Origin of the sequence: Planktothricoides raciborskii GIHE-MW2 (assembly GCF_040564635.1) — a bacterium.
GTDB classification, from domain to species: Bacteria; Cyanobacteriota; Cyanobacteriia; order Cyanobacteriales; family Laspinemataceae; genus Planktothricoides; species Planktothricoides raciborskii.
Genome location: NZ_CP159837.1, coordinates 5,805,640 through 5,830,646, shown reverse-complemented (window position 1 = coordinate 5,830,646; position 25,007 = coordinate 5,805,640). Strand labels below are relative to the sequence as shown.

26 protein-coding genes are annotated in these 25,007 nt (G+C 42.8%); 12 read left to right on the top strand and 14 right to left on the bottom strand.

The annotated features are described in order from the left end of the window. Positions 1-242 precede the first annotated feature (242 nt). The gene (locus tag ABWT76_RS24875; RefSeq protein WP_054464048.1) at positions 243-902 is read right to left on the bottom strand and encodes an L-threonylcarbamoyladenylate synthase; all 660 of its coding nucleotides are present in this window, start codon (positions 900-902) and stop codon (positions 243-245) included. 159 nt (positions 903-1,061) lie between these two features. Here ABWT76_RS24875 and larC point away from each other — a divergent pair, with 159 nt between their 5' ends. After that, positions 1,062-2,570: a nickel pincer cofactor biosynthesis protein LarC gene (larC, locus tag ABWT76_RS24870; RefSeq protein ID WP_190878500.1), complete on the top strand. Its 1,509-nt coding sequence runs from the start codon at positions 1,062-1,064 to the stop codon at positions 2,568-2,570. Positions 2,571-3,022: 452 nt separating this feature from the next. Here larC and sbcD read toward each other — a convergent pair whose 3' ends face one another. Beyond that, the gene (gene sbcD, locus ABWT76_RS24865) at positions 3,023-4,321 is read right to left on the bottom strand and encodes an exonuclease subunit SbcD (RefSeq protein WP_054464049.1); all 1,299 of its coding nucleotides are present in this window, start codon (positions 4,319-4,321) and stop codon (positions 3,023-3,025) included. A 159-nt stretch (positions 4,322-4,480) separates the two neighbouring features. Next, positions 4,481-5,275, bottom strand: a complete 795-nt coding sequence (gene cysH, locus ABWT76_RS24860; protein WP_231636501.1) for a phosphoadenosine phosphosulfate reductase — start codon at positions 5,273-5,275, stop codon at positions 4,481-4,483. A 205-nt stretch (positions 5,276-5,480) separates the two neighbouring features. Between cysH and ABWT76_RS24855 the strand changes: the two genes are divergently transcribed. Beyond that, entirely contained in the window at positions 5,481-5,747 is a 267-nt protein-coding gene (locus tag ABWT76_RS24855; protein ID WP_054464051.1) for a glutaredoxin family protein, read from the top strand. 198 nt (positions 5,748-5,945) lie between these two features. Here ABWT76_RS24855 and ABWT76_RS24850 read toward each other — a convergent pair whose 3' ends face one another. Beyond that, positions 5,946-6,203: a hypothetical protein gene (locus ABWT76_RS24850; protein WP_354635109.1), complete on the bottom strand. Its 258-nt coding sequence runs from the start codon at positions 6,201-6,203 to the stop codon at positions 5,946-5,948. A 393-nt stretch (positions 6,204-6,596) separates the two neighbouring features. Between ABWT76_RS24850 and ABWT76_RS24845 the strand changes: the two genes are divergently transcribed. The 3 genes from ABWT76_RS24845 to ABWT76_RS24835 all read left to right on the top strand — a co-directional run bounded on the left by ABWT76_RS24845 (position 6,597) and on the right by ABWT76_RS24835 (position 7,929). Beyond that, complete coding sequence (locus ABWT76_RS24845) at positions 6,597-6,857, top strand: UPF0175 family protein (RefSeq protein ID WP_054464053.1); 261 nt, start codon at positions 6,597-6,599, stop codon at positions 6,855-6,857. Next, positions 6,841-7,350: a DUF3368 domain-containing protein gene (locus ABWT76_RS24840; RefSeq protein ID WP_054464054.1), complete on the top strand. Its 510-nt coding sequence runs from the start codon at positions 6,841-6,843 to the stop codon at positions 7,348-7,350. Before ABWT76_RS24845 ends, ABWT76_RS24840 begins: the two co-directional genes overlap by 17 nt. A gap of 255 nt (positions 7,351-7,605) precedes the next feature. Further along, the gene (locus ABWT76_RS24835; RefSeq protein ID WP_354635108.1) at positions 7,606-7,929 is read left to right on the top strand and encodes a DUF4926 domain-containing protein; all 324 of its coding nucleotides are present in this window, start codon (positions 7,606-7,608) and stop codon (positions 7,927-7,929) included. A 141-nt stretch (positions 7,930-8,070) separates the two neighbouring features. Here ABWT76_RS24835 and ABWT76_RS24830 read toward each other — a convergent pair whose 3' ends face one another. Together ABWT76_RS24830 and ABWT76_RS24825 are read right to left on the bottom strand one after the other, a co-directional pair. Then, positions 8,071-8,457, bottom strand: a complete 387-nt coding sequence (locus ABWT76_RS24830) for a type II toxin-antitoxin system VapC family toxin (RefSeq protein ID WP_354635107.1) — start codon at positions 8,455-8,457, stop codon at positions 8,071-8,073. Then, positions 8,457-8,678, bottom strand: coding sequence for a DUF2281 domain-containing protein (locus ABWT76_RS24825; protein WP_354635106.1), 222 nt, complete (start codon positions 8,676-8,678; stop codon positions 8,457-8,459). Before ABWT76_RS24825 ends, ABWT76_RS24830 begins: the two co-directional genes overlap by 1 nt. Positions 8,679-9,296: 618 nt before the next feature. Here ABWT76_RS24825 and ABWT76_RS24820 point away from each other — a divergent pair. Both ABWT76_RS24820 and ABWT76_RS24815 read left to right on the top strand, forming a co-directional pair. Continuing rightward, positions 9,297-9,485 carry a hypothetical protein gene (locus ABWT76_RS24820; protein WP_054464055.1) on the top strand — a complete coding sequence of 63 codons (189 nt, stop codon included), beginning with the start codon at positions 9,297-9,299 and terminating at the stop codon, positions 9,483-9,485. Further along, positions 9,475-9,744: a type II toxin-antitoxin system RelE/ParE family toxin gene (locus tag ABWT76_RS24815; RefSeq protein ID WP_054464056.1), complete on the top strand. Its 270-nt coding sequence runs from the start codon at positions 9,475-9,477 to the stop codon at positions 9,742-9,744. The genes ABWT76_RS24820 and ABWT76_RS24815 overlap by 11 nt, the downstream gene beginning before the upstream one ends. Here ABWT76_RS24815 and ABWT76_RS24810 read toward each other — a convergent pair. Then, positions 9,732-9,875 carry a hypothetical protein gene (locus tag ABWT76_RS24810; protein ID WP_354635105.1) on the bottom strand — a complete coding sequence of 48 codons (144 nt, stop codon included), beginning with the start codon at positions 9,873-9,875 and terminating at the stop codon, positions 9,732-9,734. The two genes, ABWT76_RS24815 and ABWT76_RS24810, sit on opposite strands and share 13 nt — an antisense overlap. A 135-nt stretch (positions 9,876-10,010) precedes the next feature. Here ABWT76_RS24810 and ABWT76_RS24805 point away from each other — a divergent pair, with 135 nt between their 5' ends. Next, complete coding sequence (locus tag ABWT76_RS24805; RefSeq protein ID WP_354635104.1) at positions 10,011-11,510, top strand: UDP-N-acetylmuramoyl-L-alanyl-D-glutamate--2,6-diaminopimelate ligase; 1,500 nt, start codon at positions 10,011-10,013, stop codon at positions 11,508-11,510. A 374-nt stretch (positions 11,511-11,884) separates the two neighbouring features. Beyond that, positions 11,885-12,013, top strand: a complete 129-nt coding sequence (locus tag ABWT76_RS24800; protein WP_354635103.1) for a hypothetical protein — start codon at positions 11,885-11,887, stop codon at positions 12,011-12,013. Positions 12,014-12,035: 22 nt separating this feature from the next. Here ABWT76_RS24800 and ABWT76_RS24795 read toward each other — a convergent pair whose 3' ends face one another. Both ABWT76_RS24795 and ABWT76_RS24790 read right to left on the bottom strand, forming a co-directional pair. Next, on the bottom strand, positions 12,036-12,710 hold the full coding sequence (locus ABWT76_RS24795; RefSeq protein ID WP_354635102.1) for a GUN4 domain-containing protein: 675 nt from the start codon (positions 12,708-12,710) through the stop codon (positions 12,036-12,038). A 333-nt stretch (positions 12,711-13,043) separates the two neighbouring features. Next, the gene (locus ABWT76_RS24790) at positions 13,044-13,268 is read right to left on the bottom strand and encodes a hypothetical protein (protein WP_354635101.1); all 225 of its coding nucleotides are present in this window, start codon (positions 13,266-13,268) and stop codon (positions 13,044-13,046) included. Positions 13,269-13,732: 464 nt separating this feature from the next. Between ABWT76_RS24790 and ABWT76_RS24785 the strand changes: the two genes are divergently transcribed. After that, the gene (locus ABWT76_RS24785) at positions 13,733-15,118 is read left to right on the top strand and encodes an ATP-binding protein (RefSeq protein WP_354635100.1); all 1,386 of its coding nucleotides are present in this window, start codon (positions 13,733-13,735) and stop codon (positions 15,116-15,118) included. Here the strand turns inward: ABWT76_RS24785 and ABWT76_RS24780 are convergent. Together ABWT76_RS24780 and ABWT76_RS24775 are read right to left on the bottom strand one after the other, a co-directional pair. Continuing rightward, entirely contained in the window at positions 15,061-15,672 is a 612-nt protein-coding gene (locus tag ABWT76_RS24780; RefSeq protein ID WP_082348678.1) for a nucleotidyl transferase AbiEii/AbiGii toxin family protein, read from the bottom strand. The two genes, ABWT76_RS24785 and ABWT76_RS24780, sit on opposite strands and share 58 nt — an antisense overlap. Continuing rightward, positions 15,669-16,283: a type IV toxin-antitoxin system AbiEi family antitoxin domain-containing protein gene (locus tag ABWT76_RS24775; protein ID WP_231636504.1), complete on the bottom strand. Its 615-nt coding sequence runs from the start codon at positions 16,281-16,283 to the stop codon at positions 15,669-15,671. Before ABWT76_RS24775 ends, ABWT76_RS24780 begins: the two co-directional genes overlap by 4 nt. Positions 16,284-16,591: 308 nt before the next feature. On the opposite strand from ABWT76_RS24775, the gene ABWT76_RS24770 reads away from it, so the two are divergent. Continuing rightward, positions 16,592-16,753: a hypothetical protein gene (locus ABWT76_RS24770; RefSeq protein WP_156331420.1), complete on the top strand. Its 162-nt coding sequence runs from the start codon at positions 16,592-16,594 to the stop codon at positions 16,751-16,753. A gap of 604 nt (positions 16,754-17,357) precedes the next feature. Here the strand turns inward: ABWT76_RS24770 and ABWT76_RS24765 are convergent. Together ABWT76_RS24765 and ABWT76_RS24760 are read right to left on the bottom strand one after the other, a co-directional pair. After that, complete coding sequence (locus tag ABWT76_RS24765; RefSeq protein WP_054464062.1) at positions 17,358-19,091, bottom strand: HAMP domain-containing sensor histidine kinase; 1,734 nt, start codon at positions 19,089-19,091, stop codon at positions 17,358-17,360. Between the two features lie 391 nt (positions 19,092-19,482). Continuing rightward, a complete protein-coding gene (locus tag ABWT76_RS24760; protein WP_054464258.1) occupies positions 19,483-20,199 on the bottom strand; it encodes a putative N-acetylmannosamine-6-phosphate 2-epimerase in 717 nt (238 codons plus the stop codon). Between the two features lie 441 nt (positions 20,200-20,640). Between ABWT76_RS24760 and ABWT76_RS24755 the strand changes: the two genes are divergently transcribed. Further along, positions 20,641-21,489 (top strand): DUF1361 domain-containing protein, encoded by an 849-nt coding sequence (locus tag ABWT76_RS24755; RefSeq protein WP_054464063.1) that lies wholly within the window; start codon positions 20,641-20,643, stop codon positions 21,487-21,489. A 112-nt stretch (positions 21,490-21,601) separates the two neighbouring features. On the opposite strand, the gene ABWT76_RS24750 is transcribed toward ABWT76_RS24755, so the two are convergent. Further along, positions 21,602-24,232 carry a putative PEP-binding protein gene (locus ABWT76_RS24750; protein ID WP_082348679.1) on the bottom strand — a complete coding sequence of 877 codons (2,631 nt, stop codon included), beginning with the start codon at positions 24,230-24,232 and terminating at the stop codon, positions 21,602-21,604. Positions 24,233-25,007 lie beyond the last annotated feature (775 nt).

Sequence of the window (25,007 nt, the reverse complement as noted above, 5' to 3'; positions counted from 1 at the left end):
TATATTGGTTGACTTGATTTATTAATAATGATTATTTAAATAATTTGCGGATCATTGGCAAATTATTTATGGCAAATTATTTATTTTTTTGAAAATTATCTGCCATAAACCTGTTAATTGTATGTTAATTGTTTTTATAAAATATGTATTTATCTGGTAAAAATAAATTTTCACAAAATCATAAATTACCGCCAATATGACGGTAATTTATGATTTATGATCTACAGGGGCTTTATGGGGGATTAACTGGCATAACTGGGTTCGAGTTCGGGCAGCCACTCGGTGACTTCCTCCCATCCCTGACCCTTGCGAATCGCGATCGGTTCATCACCACTTAAATCCAGAATCGTGGAAACTTGATAGCCCGGATCTTCTCCGGTATCGATAATAATATCCACTAATTTCTCCAGTTGATCGAATAATTCGGCTGTACCCAGGGTTCCGTAGTCTTTTTTGTCCGGTAGATGGGCAGAAGTAGAAATAATAGGACTTTCCAATGCATTGAGTAATGACAAACAAACCGTATTTTTGGGCACCCGAATTCCGGTGGTTTTCCTTTTGGGATCCATGACGAGTTTGGGAACTAACTTGGTGGCAGGCAACAAGAACGTATAAGGCCCAGGAATCAAATGCCTGATAATCCGATAGGCGCGATCGCTCACTTTGGCATAAGTGGCAATATTAGATAAGGAAGGACAGAGAAAGGTTAAGGGCTTGTCATTGGACAAACGCTTAATTTGCCTAACCTTTTCCACCGCTGATTTAACTCGAATATCGCAGCCGATCGCATACACGGTATCCGTGGGATAAAGCATGACGGCGCCGTTACTCAGTGCGTCTTTAATCGGTTCAATGCTACGCAACTGAGGATTGTCGGGATGAATGTGATAAATTGTGGCCATAATAATAAGTCATCGGTTTTTACAAAAGAAAAAAATTTTTTTCCCTGGCTGTCACGCTGGATTAGACACCACTATGCATTCTAATCGGTAAAATTGAAACCGGGTTTCTTAATTTTTGGCTGGGTGGCAGCATTTATTGAGGTTAGCGAGAACCGATCCATGAAAAAAATTGCTTATTTGGAATGTCCCACCGGCATTGCTGGTGATATGTGTTTGGGTGCTTTAGTTAGTTCAGGTGTCCCCTTGGATTATCTGGATGAAAATTTGTCTCGACTGGGGATTTCTGATGAATATCACCTGAGAAGCGAATTGGTTCATCGCAATGGTCAAGTCGCTACGAAAGTTTATGTGGATTTGTCCACAGGCGATCGCGCAAAGGGGATCGCAAACGCGAATCGCCCCCAACATTTCCATGACCATGACCATGACCATGACCATGACCATGACCATGACCATGACCATGACCATGACCATGACCATGACCATAAGCATGGTCATAAGCATGACCATGAGGGTAAACATAAGCATGACCATGACCATGACCATGACCATGACCATGACCATGACCATGACCATGACCATGACCATGACCATGACCATGACCATGACCATGACCATGACCATACCCGACATTTGCCAGAAATTGAGGGAATGATTAAGGCTGCCAAGTTACCGGAAAGGGCAGAATTTTGGAGTTTGGCGGTATTTCGCCGACTGGCAGAAGCAGAAGGGGCGGTGCATGGGGTGTCTCCGAATCAAGTCCATTTCCATGAAGTTGGGGCAACCGACGCCATTGTGGATATTGTGGGGACTTGTTTGGGTTTGGATTGGTTGGGGATTGACAGTAATTCCCAGGGATGGCCTGCTTTGTCTTGTTCTCCCTTGCCGACGGGGGGTGGGACGGTTTGGGCTGCCCACGGACGTTTGCCCGTACCCGTCCCCGCAGTGCTCCAGTTGCTGCGATCGCGCCAAGTGCCGATTTATGCCAACGGAATTGAGAAAGAATTAGTCACACCAACCGGGGCAGCGATCGCCGTAACATTAGCCACGAGTTTTGGCCCACCCCCAGCCATGTCCCTGCACCACATTGGGTTAGGGGCTGGTTCACAGGATTTTGCCATTCCGAATATTCTGCGTTTGTGGATTGGGGAATCGGCACCGCTTAATCAAAAATCCTTGACAGATGAGACAAATGAGACAAATGAACTGACCAAAAACCTGGAAACAATTGCGGTATTGGAAACCCAGATCGACGATCTCAACCCCCAAGCGATCGCCTATACCTGCGATCGGTTATTTGCGGTTGGTGCGATCGACGTATTCACCCAACCCATTGCCATGAAAAAATCCCGCACGGGCATTTTGCTCACGGTTATTTGCCACCCAGAAAAAGTCTCCCCTTGCGAACAAATAATTTTTCAAGAAACCAGCACCCTGGGAATTCGTCGCTCCACCCAACAGCGGCATATTTTAAATCGAGTCATTCAGAAAGTGGCCACAAAGTTCGGAGAAATTCCGGTCAAAGTTGCCACCAATGAAGCAGGAAAAATTATTAATGTTCAACCAGAATATGAAGACTGTGCTGCCCTAGCCAAAAAACATCATCTCCCGTGGCGTGAAATCCATCGACAAGCATTAGCCGCATGGTACAGCATCAATTCCGTTTAAATAGTTATCAATAAAAACAGGAAACGGGGAAAATAATTGATAATTAATAATTAACAATTGATAATTAATAGCCAAAAATTATCAATTATCAATATGGTTCAGTAATGCTTATATTACCAGGTAGTTTTTGAGCAGTTGATAAACTGGCACTTTTGCTTCTCAGAGAGAAAATTTTGAAGTGCTAAAATAATAGTCAGCCGGATCTGCCTTGAAATATAGCTTGGAACTTAAATCAGATGTTGGCGCTAGGAAGATCAATCATCGTCTGTGATGAACATCACGGAACGAAGAGGGGTGAAACCCCTAGATTTGTAGGGTGGGCAAATATTGCCCACCCTACGTTATAAATAAAAGTGTAGTGAAATAGATTTGTAGGGCGGGCAAAATATTGCCTCCCCTACGTTATAAATAAAGGTGTAGGGTGAGCAATATTTTGCCCACCCTACGTTAGCCTAAAATAATTGTAATTGATCCTGACTATTCGGTTCGGCTGATTTTATTTTTTCGGCCTCATCTTCCGCAAAAAACTCCTCTTCTCCCGCTAATAAACTATTCGCAGCGGCCAGCATTTCCTCCGCAATATCTTGCAGGTCTTCTCGATTTTCCAGGTAAGTTTTCAATGCTGATAATGGATCGATACCCCCACCAGCCCCTAATTCCGGGAGGCGAGGTGACATTAACTGACTGACTAATTCTGGTTGAATTCGGTAGTTATGGGCTTCATTTAAACAATCGTGCAATACCGTATTATCAATTTGGTCTATTTGTTGCGGTTGTAACTGATAAATCAGCCGGACGATCGCATCTTTAATCCGATGTTTTTTAATCGCTTTGACTAACTTGGCTTGCGGTTCTGCGGCCTCGGAAACGTCAACCCGAATGGTGCAGAATTTGCGAACGGGAATGGGACAAAATTGCCAGTGACATTTGCCCGGTTCTACTTCTACTAAGACATAGCCTTTTTCTTCTTTTTCTTCACTAAAATCTACCCGTTCAATACTACCCGGATAAACCACTGGGGGATTATTGCCCGGATTGAGGTTTTGGTGACGGTGAACATGACCTAATGCTACATAGTCAAATTGCGGTTTTGTGAGTAAAGAAAGCGGAATGGTGAAGCCTTTCCCAACCGCTAAGAATCTTTCAGCCCCATATTCGGCATTGTCTACCATTAAATGTCCTAAAAGTACCGTGGGCACTTGTGGGTTTAATTTTCTGATTTCTCCTTCGAGAACCGTGGAAAGGCGATCGATTAACAGATGATTAATTTCTGAAAGAGATAGTTTTTCCGTCTCCGGTCGGGTTAACAATGTAGAACGAGTTAACCACGGTAAGGTGATAACTTGAATTGACCCGTTTTTGGTTTCAATTCTATGAGTTTCCAGGGAGTCGCCAACAATAAATCCCGGTACTCCTAATGTGCGATAAATACAAAGACTTGCACCCCCTTGTCCTAGGGAATGTTGGTCATGGTTGCCGACGAGTAAGACTGTGGGGATTTTGGCGTCGGCTAACCGGCGAAATTGACTGGCAAATGCTTCCTGTACAAATGGCGGTGGGGTGGCGTCGGGAAAGGCATCTCCCCCAAAGAGGACTAAATCAACGTCAGAGCCGATCGCGCGATCGATACAAGTGGTTAAAGTAGTAACAAAATCCTCCAATCGGGTATTTTGTCCCGTTTGTGGGTTGGTTTTCCCGTGAGAAAACCCGCTACCGATATGAATATCCGACAAGTGGAGGATTTTAATCATAATTGTTGTTGGTTGTTTGTTGGTGGTTATTAGTTGGTGGTTGGGTAGGGATTCTTTTGTGGTTATTAGTTATTAAGTGGATTGCCCTAACGAATAACGAATAACCAAGAACGAATAACTAAAAACCAACAACTAACAACCAATAACTAATCACCAAAATTAAATATGTAGACCACATTCGGTTTTGTCACTGTCACGCCAACGACCAGCCCGTTCGTGTTCCCCATGTGCCACAGGAGTGGTCAAGGGTTCATCACCAATGCTGGCATAACCTTGGTCGTGAAGTACATTGTAAGGCACCCCATAGTCAAATACATATTTCCAGGTTTCTTTGCGCGTCCAGCAAGCCAGGGGGTTAATTTTTAGACGACCGTGCTTGTCGATTTCAAAGATCGGAATTTCTGCACGAGTTGAGGCTTGATCTCGGCGCCGACCATTAATCCAAGCTTTTACATTTAATTCATCCATTGCCCGCTGGAACGGTTCGACCTTGGTCAATACATGGAACTGATGAATATCCTTCTGCCACAGGGCATAGCCGTGCTGATGAGCAAATTCATCGCGATCGCTGGCTTCTCGGTTCTTGTAAATATAAAGGTCTAAATTATAGTGGGCTTTGGATTTTGCCACTAAATCTAAAGTTTCTTGAAAATGGTGCAGGGTATCGACAAATATGACTGGCACCGGGGGGTTGGGTTGCAGGTCACGGTAAAGCATATCCATGATTACCATGCCAGTGACACCAAAAGCAGTGCTTTGCACCAGTCCTTGTCTCATATTGTTGATGCACCAAGCGAGAATTTCGCGGGGATGAGCGCCTTCAAATCTTTGGTTGAGCTCATCGAGGTCAAAACTGATGGGTTGAACTGGTGCTTTTAGGGTGTGAACCATGTGACGCTGTTTTTTATAACCTTGGTGTATATTCACTAAACCAAATAGTATCAGATTTGTCAATCAAATACACACATAACTCGATCGAGAATGCGGATTTTTTGTATATTTTTGTAAATGTCTAATTACCAATATTTAATTATATAAGTATAATTAGTTGGTAAGTTATTCCTCAGTTATTCCTCAGTTATTCCTCAGTTAAAAAGCCCGATCGTGATCGCCTGGACTGGGATAAAATCAGGAAAATCAAGGGTTTGAGAGGCAATTCATGGAATTAATTTTTTACACAAAAGCAGGTTGTCACCTGTGCGAAGACTTGCAGCAAAAGCTAAAACAAGTTAAAGGGATAGATTTTGAGTTAGAAATGCGAGACATTACGACTCGTAAGGATTGGTTTACTGCTTATCAATATGAAATCCCGGTCTTAATCAAACAGACCAATACGGGAGAGGAACTGCTGCCGCGACTTTCCCCAAAAGCCACAGTAGAAGATTTGACACTTATGTTAAAGAAATTTTTTCCCAGTAATATTTAAGCGTAATATTTCCGAGTTTTGAAATCGGCAATTTCTACTACCACCTCTATTTCTAACGTAGGGTGGGCAAAACATTGCCCACCCTTATAGTTGGTTGAATTAAGATTGATACAATTCTGAGGGGGCGCAAGCATTGATCCCCTACGAATTTTTTATTTCGGTATTATCCAGCAAAATTATGCTTTAATTATGCTTTAATTATGCTTGAAAAATTTGGGCTGCGGTTAATTTTAATTCTGTAAAAACCAAAAAATAGATGATTTTATCATCGTGAAATTGCTTAACTTCGTCCTCCCCATCAACCATAGTATAAACGGAAATAGTCGGAATTTTAGCATCACCAATAAAGCGGCCACTACCTAAACCAAAATAGCCTAAAATCCAGTATTTTCGTATCCCCATTAATTCATAATATCCCAATCTTTTCAGATAATAATACCATTTACAAAAATTCATACAACAGCCCTTAACATTCTTCGGGTGGGCAGGCATATTTTACCCACCCTACCAGATATGATCGTGGAATGCCTGCCCACCTTACAATATAAATACTTATTGTTGCATAATTTTTTGTAAATGGTATTATTTTGGGGCTACAGCCGCCTGATTTGCGAGAATATACAGGTTTGGGGGTGATTTAGTCGTTGGCGATCGCGTAAAGAAACCGGGTTTCTATCAGCATCTCTGTTTTTCCGCAAAGATTTGCGAAAGAAACCCGGTTTCTCAGTTGCGGGGATGAGGTAAAATAGGGTCACTGTCCTGAACCAACGGCTATGGATGAACAACAGCATCAGGCGGATGTAGCCTAGTGATTAATGAATGTCTTTCAAAAGGATGAGGTGATGATAGATGCAAGCTATTAATATACAAATTCCCATCGAATTAATTGAGCAAGGTGAGACGGCAGTTTTGGAACAAATTGCCATGCAGCTTTATGAAAACAATATATTTACGTTTGGGCAAGCACGTCGTTTGTTGAATTATTCCGTGTGGGAATTTCAAAAACTGTTGGGAGAAAATCATATCGATCGCCAATACGATAAAAATGATTTAGCAGAGGATATAGAAGAAATTAAATCAGGATTGTGGGATAGTGAAAATCATTTGTAATGCTACACCGTTGATTAACTTTGCCAGTATTGGTCGCTTAGATATCTTAAAATCTCTGTTTACTGAGATAGTCATTCCCAAAGCGGTTTACTCGGAAACCGTTGAATCAGGATTTCCTAACTCTGAAACCATTGTTAATGGGATTAAAGCAGGTTGGCTTAAAGTTAAGCTAGTGGAGGAGATGTCAGAATCGATCTCTTTAGAATTAGATGCTGGAGAAAGGGAGGCGATCGCTTTAGCACTGAGTGAACAAAAAGCCAGGGTTGTATTGGATGAAAGAAGAGCCAGAAAAGTGGCGCAAGAGTTAGGATTAAATGTAATTGGCACTTTAGGAATTTTGATTTTAGGGAAACAAAACCGGATTATCCCCCAGGTTAAACCCCTGTTAGATGCAATGATGACAGAAGCCCAATACTGGGTTAATGAATCTCTGTATTATGATGTTTTGCAAGCGGTTTCTGAGGATGAAACTGAGAGGCTAAACAATTTATGAATTTTGGGTTTGGGGAAAGAAACCGGGTTTCTACCCATATCTCTGTTTCTACACAAAGATTTAAGCAAGAAACCCGGTTTCTGGGAGGTTTTTGAGTCGCGGTGGGGGTCAAAGAAACCGGGTTTCTACCAGCATCTCTGTTTCTTCACAAAGATTTTCTAAAGAAACCCGGTTTCTGGGATTTTTATCAATATAAATGACCAATAGTAATGAAACCCGATTTGTAACCCTAGTCCCCGACAAAGGAGAAAATGAATGAAACCTCAATATCCTCTATTTTCCCAAGTAGCCCTCACTGAAGACTTACCCCAATATCATCTCAAACGGGGCGATATTGCCACGATTGTTGAACATTATCATAACCCAGAGTCCCAAGAAGATGGGTATAGTTTAGAAGGGTTTGATGTTCCTCAAATTACCATTGAAGTGACGGCATCACAGATTATGCCCCTGAGTGACTATTTGAGAGAGGAAGCAATTTTAAGTAAATTTCGCAACCTGTCAAAACACCGACAAAAACAACTGGAAGAATACCTTGATTCTCTTGTGCAAAAAGACCAAACAGCCCCGGTAAATTAAGATTTTTTTAGCGTCTGTGGGGTAAAGAAACCGGGTTTCTAGCAGCATCTCTATTCCTTTACAAAATTTAAGCAAGAAACCCGGTTTCTGAGTGGTTTATGGAAAGTTTCTGAGTCGCGGTGGGGGGTGGGGTGAGATGAACTACGAAAGTATTTTTACTTCATATTGCTCAAACGTACCATCTTCTGATACCAAGGTTAAACCTTCAGATTTGGCTTGGGCAATCAATAATCGATCGAACGGATCTCGATGATGGAAGGGTAACTTTTGTAATATCAATAAGTGCGGCAGATGAATGGGGATAATTTGAATACCGCTGGGAAGGATAAAGTTGATGACAATTTGTTCGAGTGGAATTGCCAGATCGAGTTTACCGAGGCTGGTTTTAATGGTTATTTCCCAGAGGCTAACAATACTTAGATGCAAAGTGTTGCTTTCATCCTCGATCGCTTCCCTTGCGGCTTGGCTAAGATTTGGGTTGCCTTCTATCAGCCAAATAAAAATATGTGTATCTAATAATAAGCGCATTACATATACTCAGCAAAATCATTGAGGGGGGCGTCAAAGTCTTCGGCAATTTTTATTTTGCCCTGCATACAACCAAATAAATTTTTACGGCTGATTTTTTGGTCTACAAATAGGTTCGGCTGTTGTTGCCACTCGGTAATTAAGTAGGAAACAAGTTGCAACTGCTCTTGGCGATCGAGTTGGGTGACTTCTGCTAAGACTTTTTCTAGGAGAGGACTCATTATTTACCTCAACTTTGGAATTTCTTTGATTATACTACTTTGGTAGGGGAAAGGGGGAAAAAGTCTGGAAAAAGAAACAGGGTTTTTAGTAGCATCTCTGTTTCTTCACAAAAATTTAAGCAAGAAACCCGGTTTCTGAGAGATTTCTGAGTCTCGTTGGGGGAAAGAAACCGGGTTTCTACCAGCATCTCTGTTTCTCAGCAAAGGTTTAGGAAAGAAACCCGGTTTCTGGGATGCGGGGCTGAGATGCGGGGATGGGGTAAAATGGGAATGCTATCCTGAAGTTGTTGCACCATGCTAACCACGGAAACTGAAATCTTAGCTATCCTTCGCAATCTACCCCAACCCGCCCTGGAAAAAGCTAAAATATTATTAGACTTTTTAGCTTGGCGGTATCAAAATACCTCGCCCAAAGGAGCAAAATCGCCAGTTTGCGGGGAAAAGCCACAGGTGATATAACCACTGATGAGATTCTGAATTTAACGCGGGGTGAGGAATGACGAATTTCCTCGTGGATAGTAATATGATTCTGGATAGGGTAAGGGAAGATTACCGGGCTATCCCATATCAAAATTAACTCGGCTGTACCTTGAACTCAATTACTCAGGAAAAAAGGTGATGAAAGGGATTCAATTTGTTGTGAATGAAGCTGGAGAAAAACAGGCTGTATTAATTGATTTGGCTGAGTGGGGTGAGCTATGGGAAGATTTCTATGATGTGTTGGTGGCTCATACTCGTGAGCATGAGGAAGAGGTGTCTTGGGAGGAGTTAAAACAAGAAATCCAGGCAGAAGCTTATGGCAAATGAAGGGTATGCTGTCCGGTTTAAGAAGTCGGCGGCTAAGGAACTGCGATCGCTTGATATCAATCTCCAGTTAGACATTGGGGAGGCGATCGATAGCCTGAGTTTTGACCCCCGTCCGCCCGGAGTGGTAAAATTGAAGGGGGACGATAATCTCTATCGAATTCGCATCGGTGATTATCGTGTAGTTTATGAAATTGATGATTCCGAAAGGGTGGTTCGGATTGTGCGCGTCAAGCATCGTCGGGATGTCTATCGGAGTTGATTTAAGGATGCCGAATGGGGGCAAAGAAACCGGGTTTCTAGCAGCAACTCTGTTTTTCCGCAAAGATTTTCCAAAGAAACCCGGTTTCTGAGTCTGGGGTGGGGGCAAAGAAACCGGGTTTTTAGCAGCATTTCTGTTTTTCCGCAAAGATTTTCCAAAGAAACCCGGTTTCTGAGTCTGGGGTTAACTAGGCAATCCAGATATTTGTGGATAAAATCTGTAACTATTCATTTGTAACAGCCCGATCGCTGTGAGGAGTAAGAAAAATGAAGTTACGCGATTTGTTAGCCCAGGTATCGAATATTTCCCATCAGCCTGCTGAGGCGGTTTTGGATCGAGAAGTGACGGGTTTAAGTACCAATTCCCATGCTTGTAAGCCTGGAGACTTGTTTATTGGGATGCCAGGAACACGAGTGGATGGGGGGACGTTTTGGCCGTCAGCGATCGCTTCTGGGGCGGTTGCGGCAGTCATCACCCAGGAAGCCGCCCAAAAACAACCCCCAGAAACCGCCACGGATCCGGTGATTTCGGTGACGGATATGACCCAAACTTGTGCTGATTTGGCGGCGGCTTTTTATGGCTATCCGGCAAAACAGTTGTCTATGGTGGGGGTGACGGGGACTAATGGCAAAACCACCACGACTCATTTAATTGAATATTTGCTGAATCAATATCCCGTCGCTTTGCTGGGAACTCTTTACACTCGCTGGCCCGGATTTTCCCAAGTGGCGGTGCATACGACTCCGTTTAGTGTGGAATTGCAAGAACAACTATCCGCAGCAGTGAAAGCGGGGGCAAAGTTTGCGGTGATGGAGGTGAGTTCTCACTCGTTGGACCAGGGACGAGTTCTCGGTTGTGGGTTTGAAGTGGCGGTGTTTACCAATTTGACTCAGGATCACTTGGATTACCATAAGACGATGGAGGACTATTTTGAGGCAAAGGCCCTGCTGTTTAGCGATCGCTATCTCCAAGGTCGGGCGGTGATTAATATTGATGACGACTATGGGAAACGGTTGTGTGATCGCCTCCCCAAAGAAAAATACTGGACTTATAGCATAGAAGATAGTAGCGCGGACTTGTGGACTGCTGACGTAACCTACAGTCCATCCGGTGTTACAGGCTTGTTACATACTCCCGTTGGTAATGCGGATTTCTCCTTGCCGTTAGTGGGTAAATATAATGTGTCCAATATGTTGGCGGCAGTAGGGGCAGCTTTACATTTAGGTTTGGAATTGTCGGAAATTGTGGCGGCATTACCCAACTTTACCGGAGTCCCCGGACGCATGGAAAAAGTGCAAATTACCCCCGATCAAGATTTAACGGTAATTGTGGACTATGCCCATACTCCTGATAGTTTGGAAAATGTCCTCAAAGCTACCCGTCCCTTTGTGTCCGGTGATTTAATTTGTGTGTTTGGTTGCGGGGGCGATCGCGATCGCACCAAACGGCCTTTAATGGGAGGAATTGCTGCCCGTCTTTCTGATAAAGCGGTGGTGACTTCCGACAATCCTCGGACCGAAGATCCAGAGAAAATTTTAGAAGATATCCTAGCAGGAATTGATCCAGAAACTTCACCTCTAGTAATCTGCGATCGGGCTGAAGCCATTCGTCGGGCAATTATGGAAGCAAAACCCGGTGATGGCATCGTAATTGCGGGAAAAGGGCACGAAGATTATCAAATTTTGGGCACCGAAAAAATCCATTTTGACGATCGCGAACAAGCCCGGGCAGCCTTAGAGGAAAAGTTGGCTTTGGTTAGCGAGTAATCAGCGATTTTTTGCGAACCACAAAGACACAAAGGACACAAAGATATGCCCTCCGTGTTCTCTGTGTCTCTGTGGTAAAATGTAAGTAGGTGAAGATAATTAATTGCACTTTTCGTTCCCCGCCGTAAATCCGTGGATTCCCGCCTTCGCGGGAATGACAGTTTTTATTTTAATGGGGTCTATGGTGCATTTATTTCTGCCCACCTACTTAAAAATCCTTGTGGTAATTTCGATGCCGTAGACGCGAAGCGGCATCAGGGTAGGCTATATGCTTCGCCCTGACTAAACCATTTATCTCTTTGTGTTCTTTGTGTCTTTGTGGTTAAAATCAAAAATGTTGTCAAATAAAATTATCAAAAAAACCATTAACAAATATGACCCATAAAATAGCGGAAGACTTCATCAAACAAGCCGATTTAGAAATCACACGGGGCAATTTGCATGGGGCTTGGGAAATTGCCGTGGATTTTACCAAAATTATTATGGAGTTTTACCACAACTGATTTAGGACTGCTATAGTAGAGGCTAAAGTTGATGAAAAAAATATTGTAGTTGGAAATGACTCAATATTTTTTCAGTGTAGATATGCGGATTGCTTTGATTGTCATTGCCCAAGAAAAGCTCTGCCAAAGCAGGGAGATGTCCCGGACAAGCCTTAATATCGAAAGTTATTCGATCGTATATTACTTCATATTGTTGTAATTTCTTTTCAAAATTCACACCTAAATAATATTGCTGAAGGCTATAACTTTTAATAGCTTGTTTTATTTCACCCCCCATACTTAGCCAAATTCTCTTTTGTACGCTGAAGCCAAAGCGTCCTCTACTGAACTTGACCCATAATCGATCAATAGTATGAAGATCAGACCTAGGAAAGTAAAAGGTATCGATTCTGTCTAGATGTGTCATGTTAGGATTTCCAAAGTAACGTCCCGATCCTCCTTCTCTTCTCCGATTCAACCAGGCTATTCTACCCACAATTCTGTTAGTTTCATCATTAGCTGCTCTCCACTTTCCACTTGCAAGCAAATCCCGTAAAACTGTATAGTCTATATTAAAATTGCTATTCAATGGAACGTCGTTCTTAATTAGTGGATAATCATCGTTAAGGAAGTATTTTTTTTCTGGATTCCAAGTAGCCGTTAGTTTTTCTCGCAAAAACAGGAACCACTTAAAAAGCTTTCTTTTAATTACACTCAAATATCTCATATAATAGGGGTTCTCGATTCAATGGAGTAGACTAAAGAAGGCTGTGAGCCTTTTAGCGGAGCGATCGGTAGGTAAACTGACATCACTATATTTATTTTATTTTATTAACTTTTTTGAATCGTTGAATTTTCTGGGATTTTCAATAAAACTGGCTTTAATTAACGCCTATAAAACTACCCGTTGCGGAGTGATCAGGTTCAATACCTTACTGATTCTGGAATGAACCTGATACTTTTAAAATGCCAGCATCTTTTCGTGACAAAATTTTTTTACTTCGATGTCACTCATGTTAACGTAGCAATATCAGGATAGAAGTTGATAGAATTACATTTCATCGGAAAAACAAGCTTCAATTATCTGTTTTCCATTTTGACGAGCTAGGTGAATTCGATGACGTCCATCAATAACTTTATACGGTTTTTGGCTTCTATCAAGAACTATTGGGCCAGAAGGTGTTTGACCTTGTTTCAGTGCTGCCAACTTCTTGTCCGACAAAACGCCATATGTTTGCTCAATATCAGAAAGTTTTACTGGATGAGATCTAGCCATACGTTCTTCAAAAGATTTTTTTGTATCAATTCATTGGGTTTTAAAGCCAGCAAACAATAGCTGTTTTTGACTTTCGATTTACCCGTGCCACTTTCTCCATTCGTTCAAGACGTCACTCCAGGATTGACCCTGAGATTGTAGCCATGTGACGGTTGGTTTTCCACACTTAATACAGGGTACCCCTTCTCTAGGATCTTGGCTTCTCTGGCAACTGCCGCAAACGTAGTTATCTCCATTTGGGTCAGCTTGGTATTTTGCAGATCTTGGGTAACTCACGGTTTTTTTCCTTCGCTGAGGTGGTTGTTGGGGCTCAGGATTAGCCCTTATGCAAACATCATCTCTGAAACTCTGCGTCCTGCCAAGTCGGAAACATCGGAGATTCGATCCGATAACTCAATCGGATTTGTCGGAAATGTCGGAAAGATCGGATATAATAGCTCAAACTTTACCACTATCCTTGATCTATGGACATCACGGAAGTGTTGAAACTGGCGGATGAGCTAGTTTTCACTCAGACGGGGAATCATTTGGACTATCTGCAAGAGGCGATTTTGCAAGGGACTTTGGAGGGTGAGACTTACGCGAAAATTGCGGAAGAGACTTATGCCAGCGAGGGTCATGTTAGAGATGTGGGTTCGGATCTCTGGAAACTGCTTTCGGAGGGGTTGGGAAAAGAGGTTAGCAAGGCGAATTTTAGAGCGGTATTAGAAAAAGCAAATTTTTATAATTATTCATCAGCAGCTATTGGTAGAGTTGGTAGAGATTATGTAACAATTAATAATGTTCATCTTTGTTCGGAAGCTCGCCGATCGCCTACCCATCGCCCTCAACCCCAACCAACTCAAACTCAAGCGCATATTGACTTAGCAAATGCGCCGGAAATCTTCAATTTTTACGGACGAACGGAGGAACTCGCGACCCTCGATCGCGCCATTGTTGGCGATCGCTGTCGTCTGGTGGCACTTCTCGGATTCGGTGGGATGGGCAAAACGACTCTAGCGTTGCATCTGATTGAACAAATTCAAAATCACTTCGAGTATGTCATCTATCGCAGTCTGCGCTTTTACTCGGATCTGGGTGCGATTCTCGCCAATCTGTTGCAGATATTTTCTCCTGATGCCGAGATTCCCGATCGCCTGGAAACGCAAATCTCCCAACTCCTCACCCATTTACTTCAGTCTCGCTGTTTGATTATTCTCGATGATTTGCAGATTCCCTTCCATACTGGCAAACTGGCAGGGGAAGATGGATCGGTTTACGAAGAGCATCGGCTATTTTTTAAGATGATCGCCGAAGTGACCCATCAGAGTTGTGTGGTGGCGATCGCAGACGAAAAACCTATCGCGATCGCCACCTTGGAAAAGCAAAACTATCCGGTGCGATCGCTGGTGTTGGGGGGTTTAGGTGACGCCGCAAAAGCAATATTACAAGCGCAAAATTTATCGGATTCAGAAACCTGGGATCAGTTAATCCATCTTTATCACGGTAATCCCCTTTGGTTAGAGTTAACCGCGACCGAAATCCGAGAATTATGTGCCGGTCGAGTGGCAGAGTTTTTAACATATCAAACCCTGGTTGTATGGGAACCTTTGCAGGCGCAATTAGCCCAAAAGTTTCATAGATTAACGGTAGCGGAAAAGAAGGCGATCGCCCAACTTGCCACTGCAACCGAACCCGTGACATTACTGCACCTGTTACAACTAACACAATTCTCCCCTGCTGAGTTTTTTAATGTGATGCAATCCCTCGGCAGACGCTTTTTTGTGGAAATTCAGGAACGAGAAGGCGTCACTCAATTTTTCCTCAATCCGGTGTTGAGAGAGTATGCGAAAAATCGGGGATGGGATTGAAGATTGCCAGGGGTAATGGAGATCATTAGACAAGAGAGACAAGAGTGCAAAATAACGGATTGAATTGTCGGGAATTCAACCTCCATTGCCCTTGGTGTCACCGCATCACCAAAGCCAATATCAATCTGAAGATTAATGCGAGTCCTAGTTCCTGACAAAAAAGCGGGTAACTTAATTCGGACTCCTTCATACTCTTGCTTTTCTTTAATCGGCGAACCGATCGCTTGTTCGTGCTTAAACTCAAGGCCATCTGGTTCTACCGGAATCTGACAAATCTCCCGAAATATTTCCTCTAAAGAGGAAACAGTTGACTCGCCATAACCTAGTAAATCTAAGTCTCGTGTAGGTCGATGGGTTTGGTTACTCCAAAGGAAAAAAAGTAATGCACCTTTGAGAATAAATTGATTTTGATAGGGCGATCGACTTAAACGGTACAAAAACCGCTCCAAAGCATAGCGGGTCAGAACCGATTGAAAGTCATCTTTTTGCTGCTGGGAAAAATTTTGCAGCTTTTGACGAACTGAAGCGGCTAGATTTTGATTGCTCTGGTTCATGTCAGTGACTCCAGATAAGGATAGATAACGCGAGTCACGCGACAGATTTGAGCATAATGCCAAAGTTCATTCATGGTGCAGCGATGGGTAAACCAAGATTCGCGCAAGGCTTCAAGCGCTACGTCAATCCCAATTTTGTGGCGATATTTAAAACAATCCACGACTGTTTTGGCCACACCGTACACCCGCACAGGCAGTCCGGCGCAGTAATGCTCCTCAATGCCCTCAGTCAAAGCCTTACCTGACATATACACAATTCGCAGAGGCAGAATATCGTCTTTTGGCGGGCGTGCTTTGTTGGCGATCGCCATCCAAACCTCAAAAGGAGCTTGGGTGGTCAGTCCATGAAACCGGAGTGCAGAAAGCAGACAAACTATCCCATGAGATACCCGCGCACAAGCTTCAACTTCGCTCTGATTTTCCGTGAGATCGTTTTCTGGGAGGGTGTAGACGCCACGAGCCGAGCGAACCAGCATCCCTTGCTGTTCCAGTCTCCGTAGGGACTCTGGATGAATCCCGTGCTTTCTCAAATCTCGCGATCGCATGATTCCCGCATCTCGGACAAGTTCGATCGCTTGTCTTGAACTAGGATTGGTCATATTGTTTGCCATATTGAATGCCGCTATCTCTAGTGATAAAATGTCGGTATTTTTTTTATTTTACCAACACTTTGTCACAAATAGGCGAAGGCATCTCTGGAAAGAGGGATGTAGGGGCTGTCCTATTCCCAGAACAATCTTGGCGATTCTTCAATAAAATTTCAGCGCGGTAATTTCGATGCCGTAGACGCGAACCGGCATCAGGGTAGGCTATATGCTTCGCCCTGACTCAGCAATTTATCTCTTTGTGTCCTTTGTGTCTTTGTGGTTAAAATCAAAAATGTTGTAAAATAAAATTATCAAAAAAACCATTAACAAATATGACCCATAAAATAGCGGAAGACTTCATCAAACAAGCCGATATAGAAATCACACGGGGCAATTTGCATGGCGCTTGGGAAATTGCCGTGGAAACATTAAAGCATTTTCCAGACCATGCAGAATTAAAAAATATGAGTATATTCTCGCCCATCCGAAATTGAAAACGGTTCCCCGCGATCCAAATCAAGATGTCCAGGCAGATATCGACTGGATTAAGGAACACCGGGCTGAGTATCGCGGTTGTTGGGTGGCGCTGAAAAACGGTAAATTACTCGCATATGCAAAAGATCACTTTCGGAGGTGATTAACCAAGTTGGGGAGATTAAGAATAGTGGCATTCTTATTACTGTAATTTACTAACGATACTTCTTTTTATTTTGGTCAAGAATTGTAATTTTTTTTACACCACAAAGACACAAAGGACACAAAGATATGCCCTCCGTGTTCTCTGTGTCTCTGTGGTAAAAAAATGTCAAACACATTATATTTCCCCAACGGTTCTAAATAAACATCGATCGCCTCTGTAGCTAATTCTTTAATAGACTTACCTTGACGGATAGCAACACTGGTTAGAAGTGGGTAATTTTTTTGGTCAATTTACACGGATCATCATCGGTTAACAAAGGCGATCGCAGAGGAAAAATTTGCTATTGTTTAGCAAATAATCCGCGATTTGTTCCTAACCACAAAGACACAAAGAACACAGAGGGATTTATCTCTTTGTGTTCTTTGTGTCTTTGTGGTAAAAAGAGAAAACCAAAATATCTAAGCTTCTAAGGGTAAAAAGATAGTTAGCACTTGACCTTGGTGCGATCGCTTTCTGACGATTAACTTCGCACCCAGGGCTTGAAATAGATTTTTGGTGGTACTTAAATTAAGGCTAATATTGCCAGTTTCAGGCTGAAACATCAGTAATTGACCAATCGACTTAAGTGGGGGAGTAGTCGCAGAACTAGGATCCCATTTATCCGCTTTAATTTCTGAATGTAACTGCATTTTTAATTGATTTCCAGCCAGCATCACTTTCACCTGCACATCACTGCCTCCGGAAACGGAAGAAATGAAGTTTTCTAAAGCACCCGTAAGCACTTGATCCAGCATAGTGGGGTCGGTGACAACTGGGGGCATTTTCGGCGGTAAAATTACCTCTAAATTTAAATTTCTGCGGCTGGCTTGTTTTTGCCACCGGGGAATACAATGGTTAAAGACATCTGCTAAAGAAGTTGAAGTCAGTTGTAACAGGGATCGGGTTTTTTCACAGGTTTCTAATTCTACTGCCCGGAAAATTAAACTAAAACGGTCAATTTGCTCGCTACATTCGCGGTCAATACTTTCTAATCGCTTAATAATATCCGCATCTAAATTACGCCGTTTTAATAACAACCGCGTCAGGGTGCGAATGGTGGTTAAAGGGGTGCGGACTTCATGGGCGATCGCCTGTAACAATTCCACATCCAAACTAGGAGATTGATTTGGGGTTTGATTCCGCAAATTTTTATCTCCCGTGGCCGAAAGTTTTGCTAAAATATGTTTAGAAGTGGCATTATAAGAGTGATTTTTTAAGGTTTTAATGGTAGTTTTTCCATCACCGGAGGGCATAGTCAGAGATTTTTGCTGAACTTTTTGGCTAAAGCGATCTTCCTGGTGACTAACAGAAACCACCGAGCCGCTAGTACCACTTAAAAGCTGGTAAGGTTTCCGCGTTGCTCTTGCCACTTTAGGAGAGAAATCCGCGAAATCCGCTTGATATTTTAAAGCAAGCTGACTAAACAGCATCACCGTTTTGTAATCCGGTATCAAGGGGACGAATTCGGCTAAATCATTGTCTAGCATTGATGCCATTTCTGGACTGCCCGTGAGGGTGACACGCGATCGCAATGCTTTGACCGCTAATTCTACTATTTTCGGCTCAAAAGAAAACTGAAATATGGGTTCATTTTGGGGAGATTGTCCCAAGGCCATGACTAAACTAAATTCTTTGGTTAACCAGACACAAAATTGCTCGTCGCTTAACGGATCGTTGGTGAGTGTCCGCACAATTTGAGGAAGGGCTAATTGGCGATATTGCTCCGCAACGCTATCGCGAACGCTCATCGAATCATCCCCCGGTAGTTGTGCTTCAGAAATAAATCTCCACGGTTCAAAATATTGAGAAAAATTTGCGGAGATATCCACCGGCAAAGCACTACATAACAGCACGCTATTCACCGAGTGACTCCGCAGATCCCCCGCGAATTTTTTATTAAGTAAAGGATGATTCTCGGTTTCTATGGTGGCTACTTCCCGTTGTAACAAACGAGAAAAGGCGGCGATCGCCCCATACCATTGCTGTTGGGCTGTGATGCGCCGATCTTCCTTGGTTGATTGTTGATATAGCCAGCGTTCGCGATCGACATTCACATCCCAACTCACGGCGGAAATTGGATCTAACGAACCAGCGATATCCGCATTGGCAGCAGCCAAAAGTTCACTAATGGTCGGTAATAGCCACTTATACAAAAGTCAACACCCCCAGAATGTTATCGTCAATTAATTAAATCAAGCTCCGGATAGGCCATTAAATCCAGAGAATTAAAGCCACCGAGAGAAGCCACCGATTGAGTTCCCTCAAATGTGGTGGCATTTATAAAATTCTTAAATGCTAACTCTAGACTAACGAAACTGTTACACTTAAGAAATTCGTAGAACCGAACTAATAAGTGGCAATATCCGATGCTTTACTCAGAGAAACTTATGGGCGATCGCCTCTCAGCATTTTTACAGACAATATTTTTACAGACAATTTACAGTCCAGAGGATTGTTTTAGCATAATCAGAGATTCGTGCGTCCGGGCGATCGCACCCGCCGACAAAAGCCATTCCAGGGGATCGAAGATCGTGAAACGATCGTTTAACCACGAGCGATCGCCCCTTGATAGGCTTGGACTTTTAAATCAATGCCCGTAATATCCGTCCCCACAACCACCGCATCCGCCCCAATTTCTAGGGCTTTTTTCGCCATTGCCGGGGCAGAAATTCCCCCTTCACAAATCACCGGCACCTGGAGAGTTGTCACCATTGCCTCTAACAGGTCAAAACCTGGAGGAGAAAAATTTTTGGTGGCGGCGGTGTAACCATAAAGGGTAGTGCCTACCATATCGGCGCCCGCTTTTTCGGCGGCGATCGCCGCTGCAATAGTATCCACATCCGCCATCACCATTTTGCCCAAATCATTGTGAATTCGCTGAATTAAACTAGCTAAAGATTCCCCAGGAGGACGCTTTCTTTCCGTAGCATCAATAGCAATAATATCCGCGCCCGCAGCCGCGATCGCCTCTGCATCCGCAAACCGAGGCGTAATATAAACCTCATAGTCTGGCAACGTTTGTTTCCACAAGCCAATAATCGGATAGGGCGTCTCAAAATTCTTTTGCAACTCTTCACGGACCGCTGACACATGGGCAGGGGTATCAATCCGCACCCCAGAAGCCCCACGCAGAATTGCCGCATGGGCGATCGCGGCAATGATTTTCGGTTCATATAACGGCGAATCAGCGGGTGCTTGACAAGATACAATTAAACCGGACACCAAACCGGACACCAATTTTTTATCTGTAGAATTGACCATTGGCATATTTTCGACTTCCTCACTAGGTTGCTGGTCAGCAGATTTAGACCTGAAATCTTAGTTTTACCACTAAAACGAAATCGCCATAAAATCCCCAGATAAAATCTCCAGCCCTGATTAATACCGCATTGGGTAAAATTCAAAACTGAATTTCAATAGTCAATTTTGCGAAATTTTCCGGAGCGTGGCTGAAGTTAAGCAAGAAGCAAATGAATCAATACTATATATGCACGATGGATCTGGACGATGTATTTGAGCCTTGTTACCGTAGAAATCAGATAGGGGATAAGCTGGGAGTTAGATCAAGGAAATTGCCCAAAGCCCAACCAAAATTTGGCACCAAATCTGTCTTTGGGTCAATAAATCTGGTTTCTGAACCTGTGTCTATGGTTTGAACGTATTTTGACAATTTTTGACAATAATTAAAGAGAGGAACTCTCTATGCTCGATCAAGGTTTAACTTGGATAGATTACGCATCTCAAGCGATGTTAAGTAATAGTCGCTGGATGACTTGGAATACTTTTTTAGCCTTAGTCCCGTTAGGGTTAAGTTTTTGCTTATTTAAACCAAGCACATCCCGCTGGTTTCCCTGGGCAGTTTGTTTGCTGATGGGTCTAACTTTTTTCCCCAATGCGCGACTTGTGGCATGGTTTCTCCGTCACCTGATTCCCGATTTAGGAATGCCCTATTTACTTGGTACATTGTTGCTCACCGTTGGTCTAATGATCGTGGATATTTGGGTGATTAAGCGATCGCATTCCCGTTCCCTAACTTGGTGGTTAGGCTTTTTAATTTTTATCAGTTTTTTACCCAATGCTCCTTATGTCTTAACCGATATCATTCATTTAATTGACGATATTCGCGAAGGCTATTCCGTTTGGATTATTACTTTGGCGTTGATTCCTTTATATTTAATCTTTATGATTGTCGGTTTCCAAGCTTATGTCCTCTCCTTAATGCACCTGGGAGAATATATGCAGGGCCAAGGGTGGGGACGATTGATTTTCTTCGCTGAAGTGATTATACATGGTTTGAGTGCGATCGCTATTTATCTAGGCCGATTTCTCCGGTTTAATAGTTGGGACATTATCACCAACACCCACACTTTAATCAACAGCGTCATGGAAGAGTTAATCGCCAAACGTCCCGTACTGGTAATGGTAATTACCTTTCTGGTAATTTCTGCCTTATACTGGTTAATGAAGTGGCTGACTTTAGGGGTTCAACAACTGAGTCATCATCGAAAAAAGATTAATTCCCAGTTTTTGTTAGAAAATCAAAAACATTGAACCGTATCGCCTAAATAAGGGGCAATTGATCAATCACCCCTAACCCTGGGCAAATAAACTATAGATCACATCTGGGGATAATCTGAGAATATACTTAAGAATTCAAAGAGTATCATTCGCGACGGGCTGCTTCTAAAAGCAGTCTTTTTTCTGAACGGGCGATCGCTCGATAAGTCGTTTCAAATGAAGTCGGTTCCACCGAAATTCCCGTCACCCCCCAGCGCACCAAATCATCGATAAATCTTGGATCCATCACCACCGCTTGACCGCAAATAGAACAAGGAATATTGAACGATTTCGTCAGAGTAATTAACTGCCGAATTGCTTCTTTCACTGCCGGATGAGGGGTTTCAAAGATATGTTGAAACTGGGGATGGTTGCGGTCTGAACCTAGTAACAACTGAGTTAAATCATTCGTGCCGATCGCAATCCCTTGAACCCCCGCTTTAACATAGTCCTGTAATAAAAATAATACCGAAGGGACTTCAGCCATAATCCAGAGTTGAAAACTATTCACCCGAGTCAGTCCAGTTTGTTCCACTTTTTGACGGCAAAATACAAACTCTTCAACACTTCGCACAAACGGCAAGATTAAATTAATATTAGTGTAACCATCATTTTGCACTCGATCCAGTACCGCTAATTCTAATTCAAATAAACTGGAATCAAGCAAATAACTAAATGTTCCATGTACCCCCAGGGCTGGATTTCTTTCTTCCGGTCCGAGATATTCATCGGCACGTAGATCGCAAGATCGATAAAAAACTGGACGGGGGAAAAAATATCGGGCAATTTTCGTCACTGCATCGCTCATTAAATCAATAAATTCTTGCTGATGTCCCGCTTCGATCCAATTTTGCGGGTTTTGCGGGCCAACAATATCTAAAATCATCAGTTCCGAACGCAACAATCCGACGCCATCTACCGGCAAATTGTCGATTTTTTCCAGAGATTTTACTTGACTCAAATTTACCATAATTTGAGTGACAATTGCTTCAAAATAGGCAGAGTTATATGCAGAATTAGATCCAGAATTATTATAGGCATAATTATTATATACAGGATTGTTGGGTAAACTCATTGGCAGACTATAAGGATCTGAATTCATAGACACAGGTGTTTTTTGGGGAAGTTGATTAAGAGTTTTTTTAACTTCGGAAATTTGGGATTGCATCTGGAAAACTTTCCCTCGATCTCCATTAATCAATAACAATTGACCCGACCTAATTTTTTTGGTGGCACCGATGACCCCAACCACCGCAGGAATACCTAATTCTCTGGCTAGGATTGCCGCATGAGAAGTCATTCCCCCCTGTTCGGCAATCACTCCAGCGGCTTCTTTTAAACAAAAAAGCGCATCCACATTTATTGTTTTGGCGACAATCATACTTTTGGGCGGGATAGTGGTTGGCAGTTGACCGTAATCACTAATCACAAATGCCGGGGCGATCGCTTCTCCAGGAGATGCCCCTACTCCCAGCAACCAAGGATGATTTTCACTAAAATTTGCCAGATTATCCCGTATATTTTCCCCTTGATCTGCCAAATTATTTGGGACATTATTTGGGACATTATTTGGGTAGGGCTTTGGTGTGCTATCCCAGCTGATCACTTGACTTAAATACAGTTGCAGACTAGGCCATTTCTGATAATTAAAATCAGCACTCGTGTTAATTTCTATTTTTTGGCCTGGACAAACAATCCATTCCCAAACTACGCGCTCGCCCAAATCGGCAACCAGAGTTTCCGTGAACCCAATTAACTCTGAGAGGAATGGTTCTGGCAAGGCATACTGTTGCTGTTGTGCTTCATCCAGCATCAACGGCTGAATAAATTGGCAAAAGTCCAGATTCGTAGCCACCGAAACCTCCATTTCCCAAGGCAAATCTGATGAGTGGTCATGGCTGTTTTTGGCCAGCGCATATTCTATGAAACTCTTTGGTGGGATTTGATTCACCGGAACATGATAAGCAATCAGCTTATTGCCTAAAGTTTGTTGTTGGACTCTGCCCGTGATGGGATTCACTTGGTAATAATCCGCAACCGTTTTCCCCGCAGGAATCGACATTCCTAACCCCCAAGTTCCTTTAATCTCCCAAATATCCGATCGGGTTTCCAAACTGCCAGCGGCGATCGCATTCCATACCGGCTGAACCAAAATCGCCAAATCTAACTGTTGTAAACAAATTCCCGACTTTTGCCAATAAAATAAACTCCGAGCGCTAAATAATTCCGCCCAAGTTTCTTTCCATACTCGACTCAAAGAATATCGGTTATTCCGGCAAACCCGACTTTCTAGCAATCCAGAAATCTGAGAAAAATTCTGGGTATATTCAGCACCTCTAGATATCACTCGTTCAACCAAACAAGGACGAAAGATTAACACAGGTGAATTTAATTGATCTGCCGCAACTTCTAAGGTATCGACCCATGTTTCTGGTAACTCAGCCTCGCAAAGTTCTTGGCGAATATGTGAAGCCAATCCTTTTAACTGCTGTACATTATCCACATTAATATGCAGCATTGAGGTGAGGAGTTCCCCTATCAGTGGTTCTGACCATTTATTAGTGGCTAAAAATTCTCGTAATGCTGGGGCGGCGATCGCAAACCCCGGAATCACCGCCCGTCCAACTTGGGCTTGTTGACTCAAATAAAACGCCCGATCTCCCACCAGCGATCGTTCTGATGGCTGAATTTTACCTATCCAGTACAACAGGGTATCCACAGTTACACTTAAAGTCACTTATTTTTTCTATCACTCATCCTACTCTTTAAATAGAGCAGAAAATAGGGCAGATTTAGCCCCGCCGTAAATTATTTTTATGTTATTGTTTATAATTTATTGGTAACTGGTTATTAATTGAGAATTAACAACCAAAGAATCCCTACCCAAAGAATCCCTACCCAAAGAATCCCTACCCAAAGAATCCCTACCCAACAACAACCAACAAAAAACCCTCCTGGGAAGGGTGGCAATTTATTTGTCCTAGATTTTTTAAACAAGAGTGACAAATTTGAATATAGCAAATTTTTCTCAGTATTTTTATCTAGTAGGCTCCTTGTATTTTATCGATCAGTTTTTTGTGTAAGCCGTTTGCCTTCTAGTTTTTGCTCTGGCGAACTGCAAGCCGTTTGCCTTCTCCTCGATGATTTCTCACATATGAGCCGATAAAACTCGGAGTCTAGAAACCTGGAAATATCCGTAGGGTGCTGCCACCTCTCATTTTAGTTCAAGAAACTACTTAGCTAAATCCCTAGCGATCTACTTGTCTTTATGATCGGATTATCAGGCCAAAAATACTTAGGTGTAAATATCGCAAAAACAAAAAATTTACAAAAAATTTCCCAAAAATCTTCCGTAATTTTACAGATTACTTAAGTGGATATGGTATGATAGTTGAAAGTGTAAACAAAATTTGTCACTCCGCCTGGGCGTTCCCCCTGGGAAACCCTGCCTTGTCCTAGGTTTTCTCGGATTACCCATCCGAAATAGGGGGGTGACAACCTTGATTTATAAA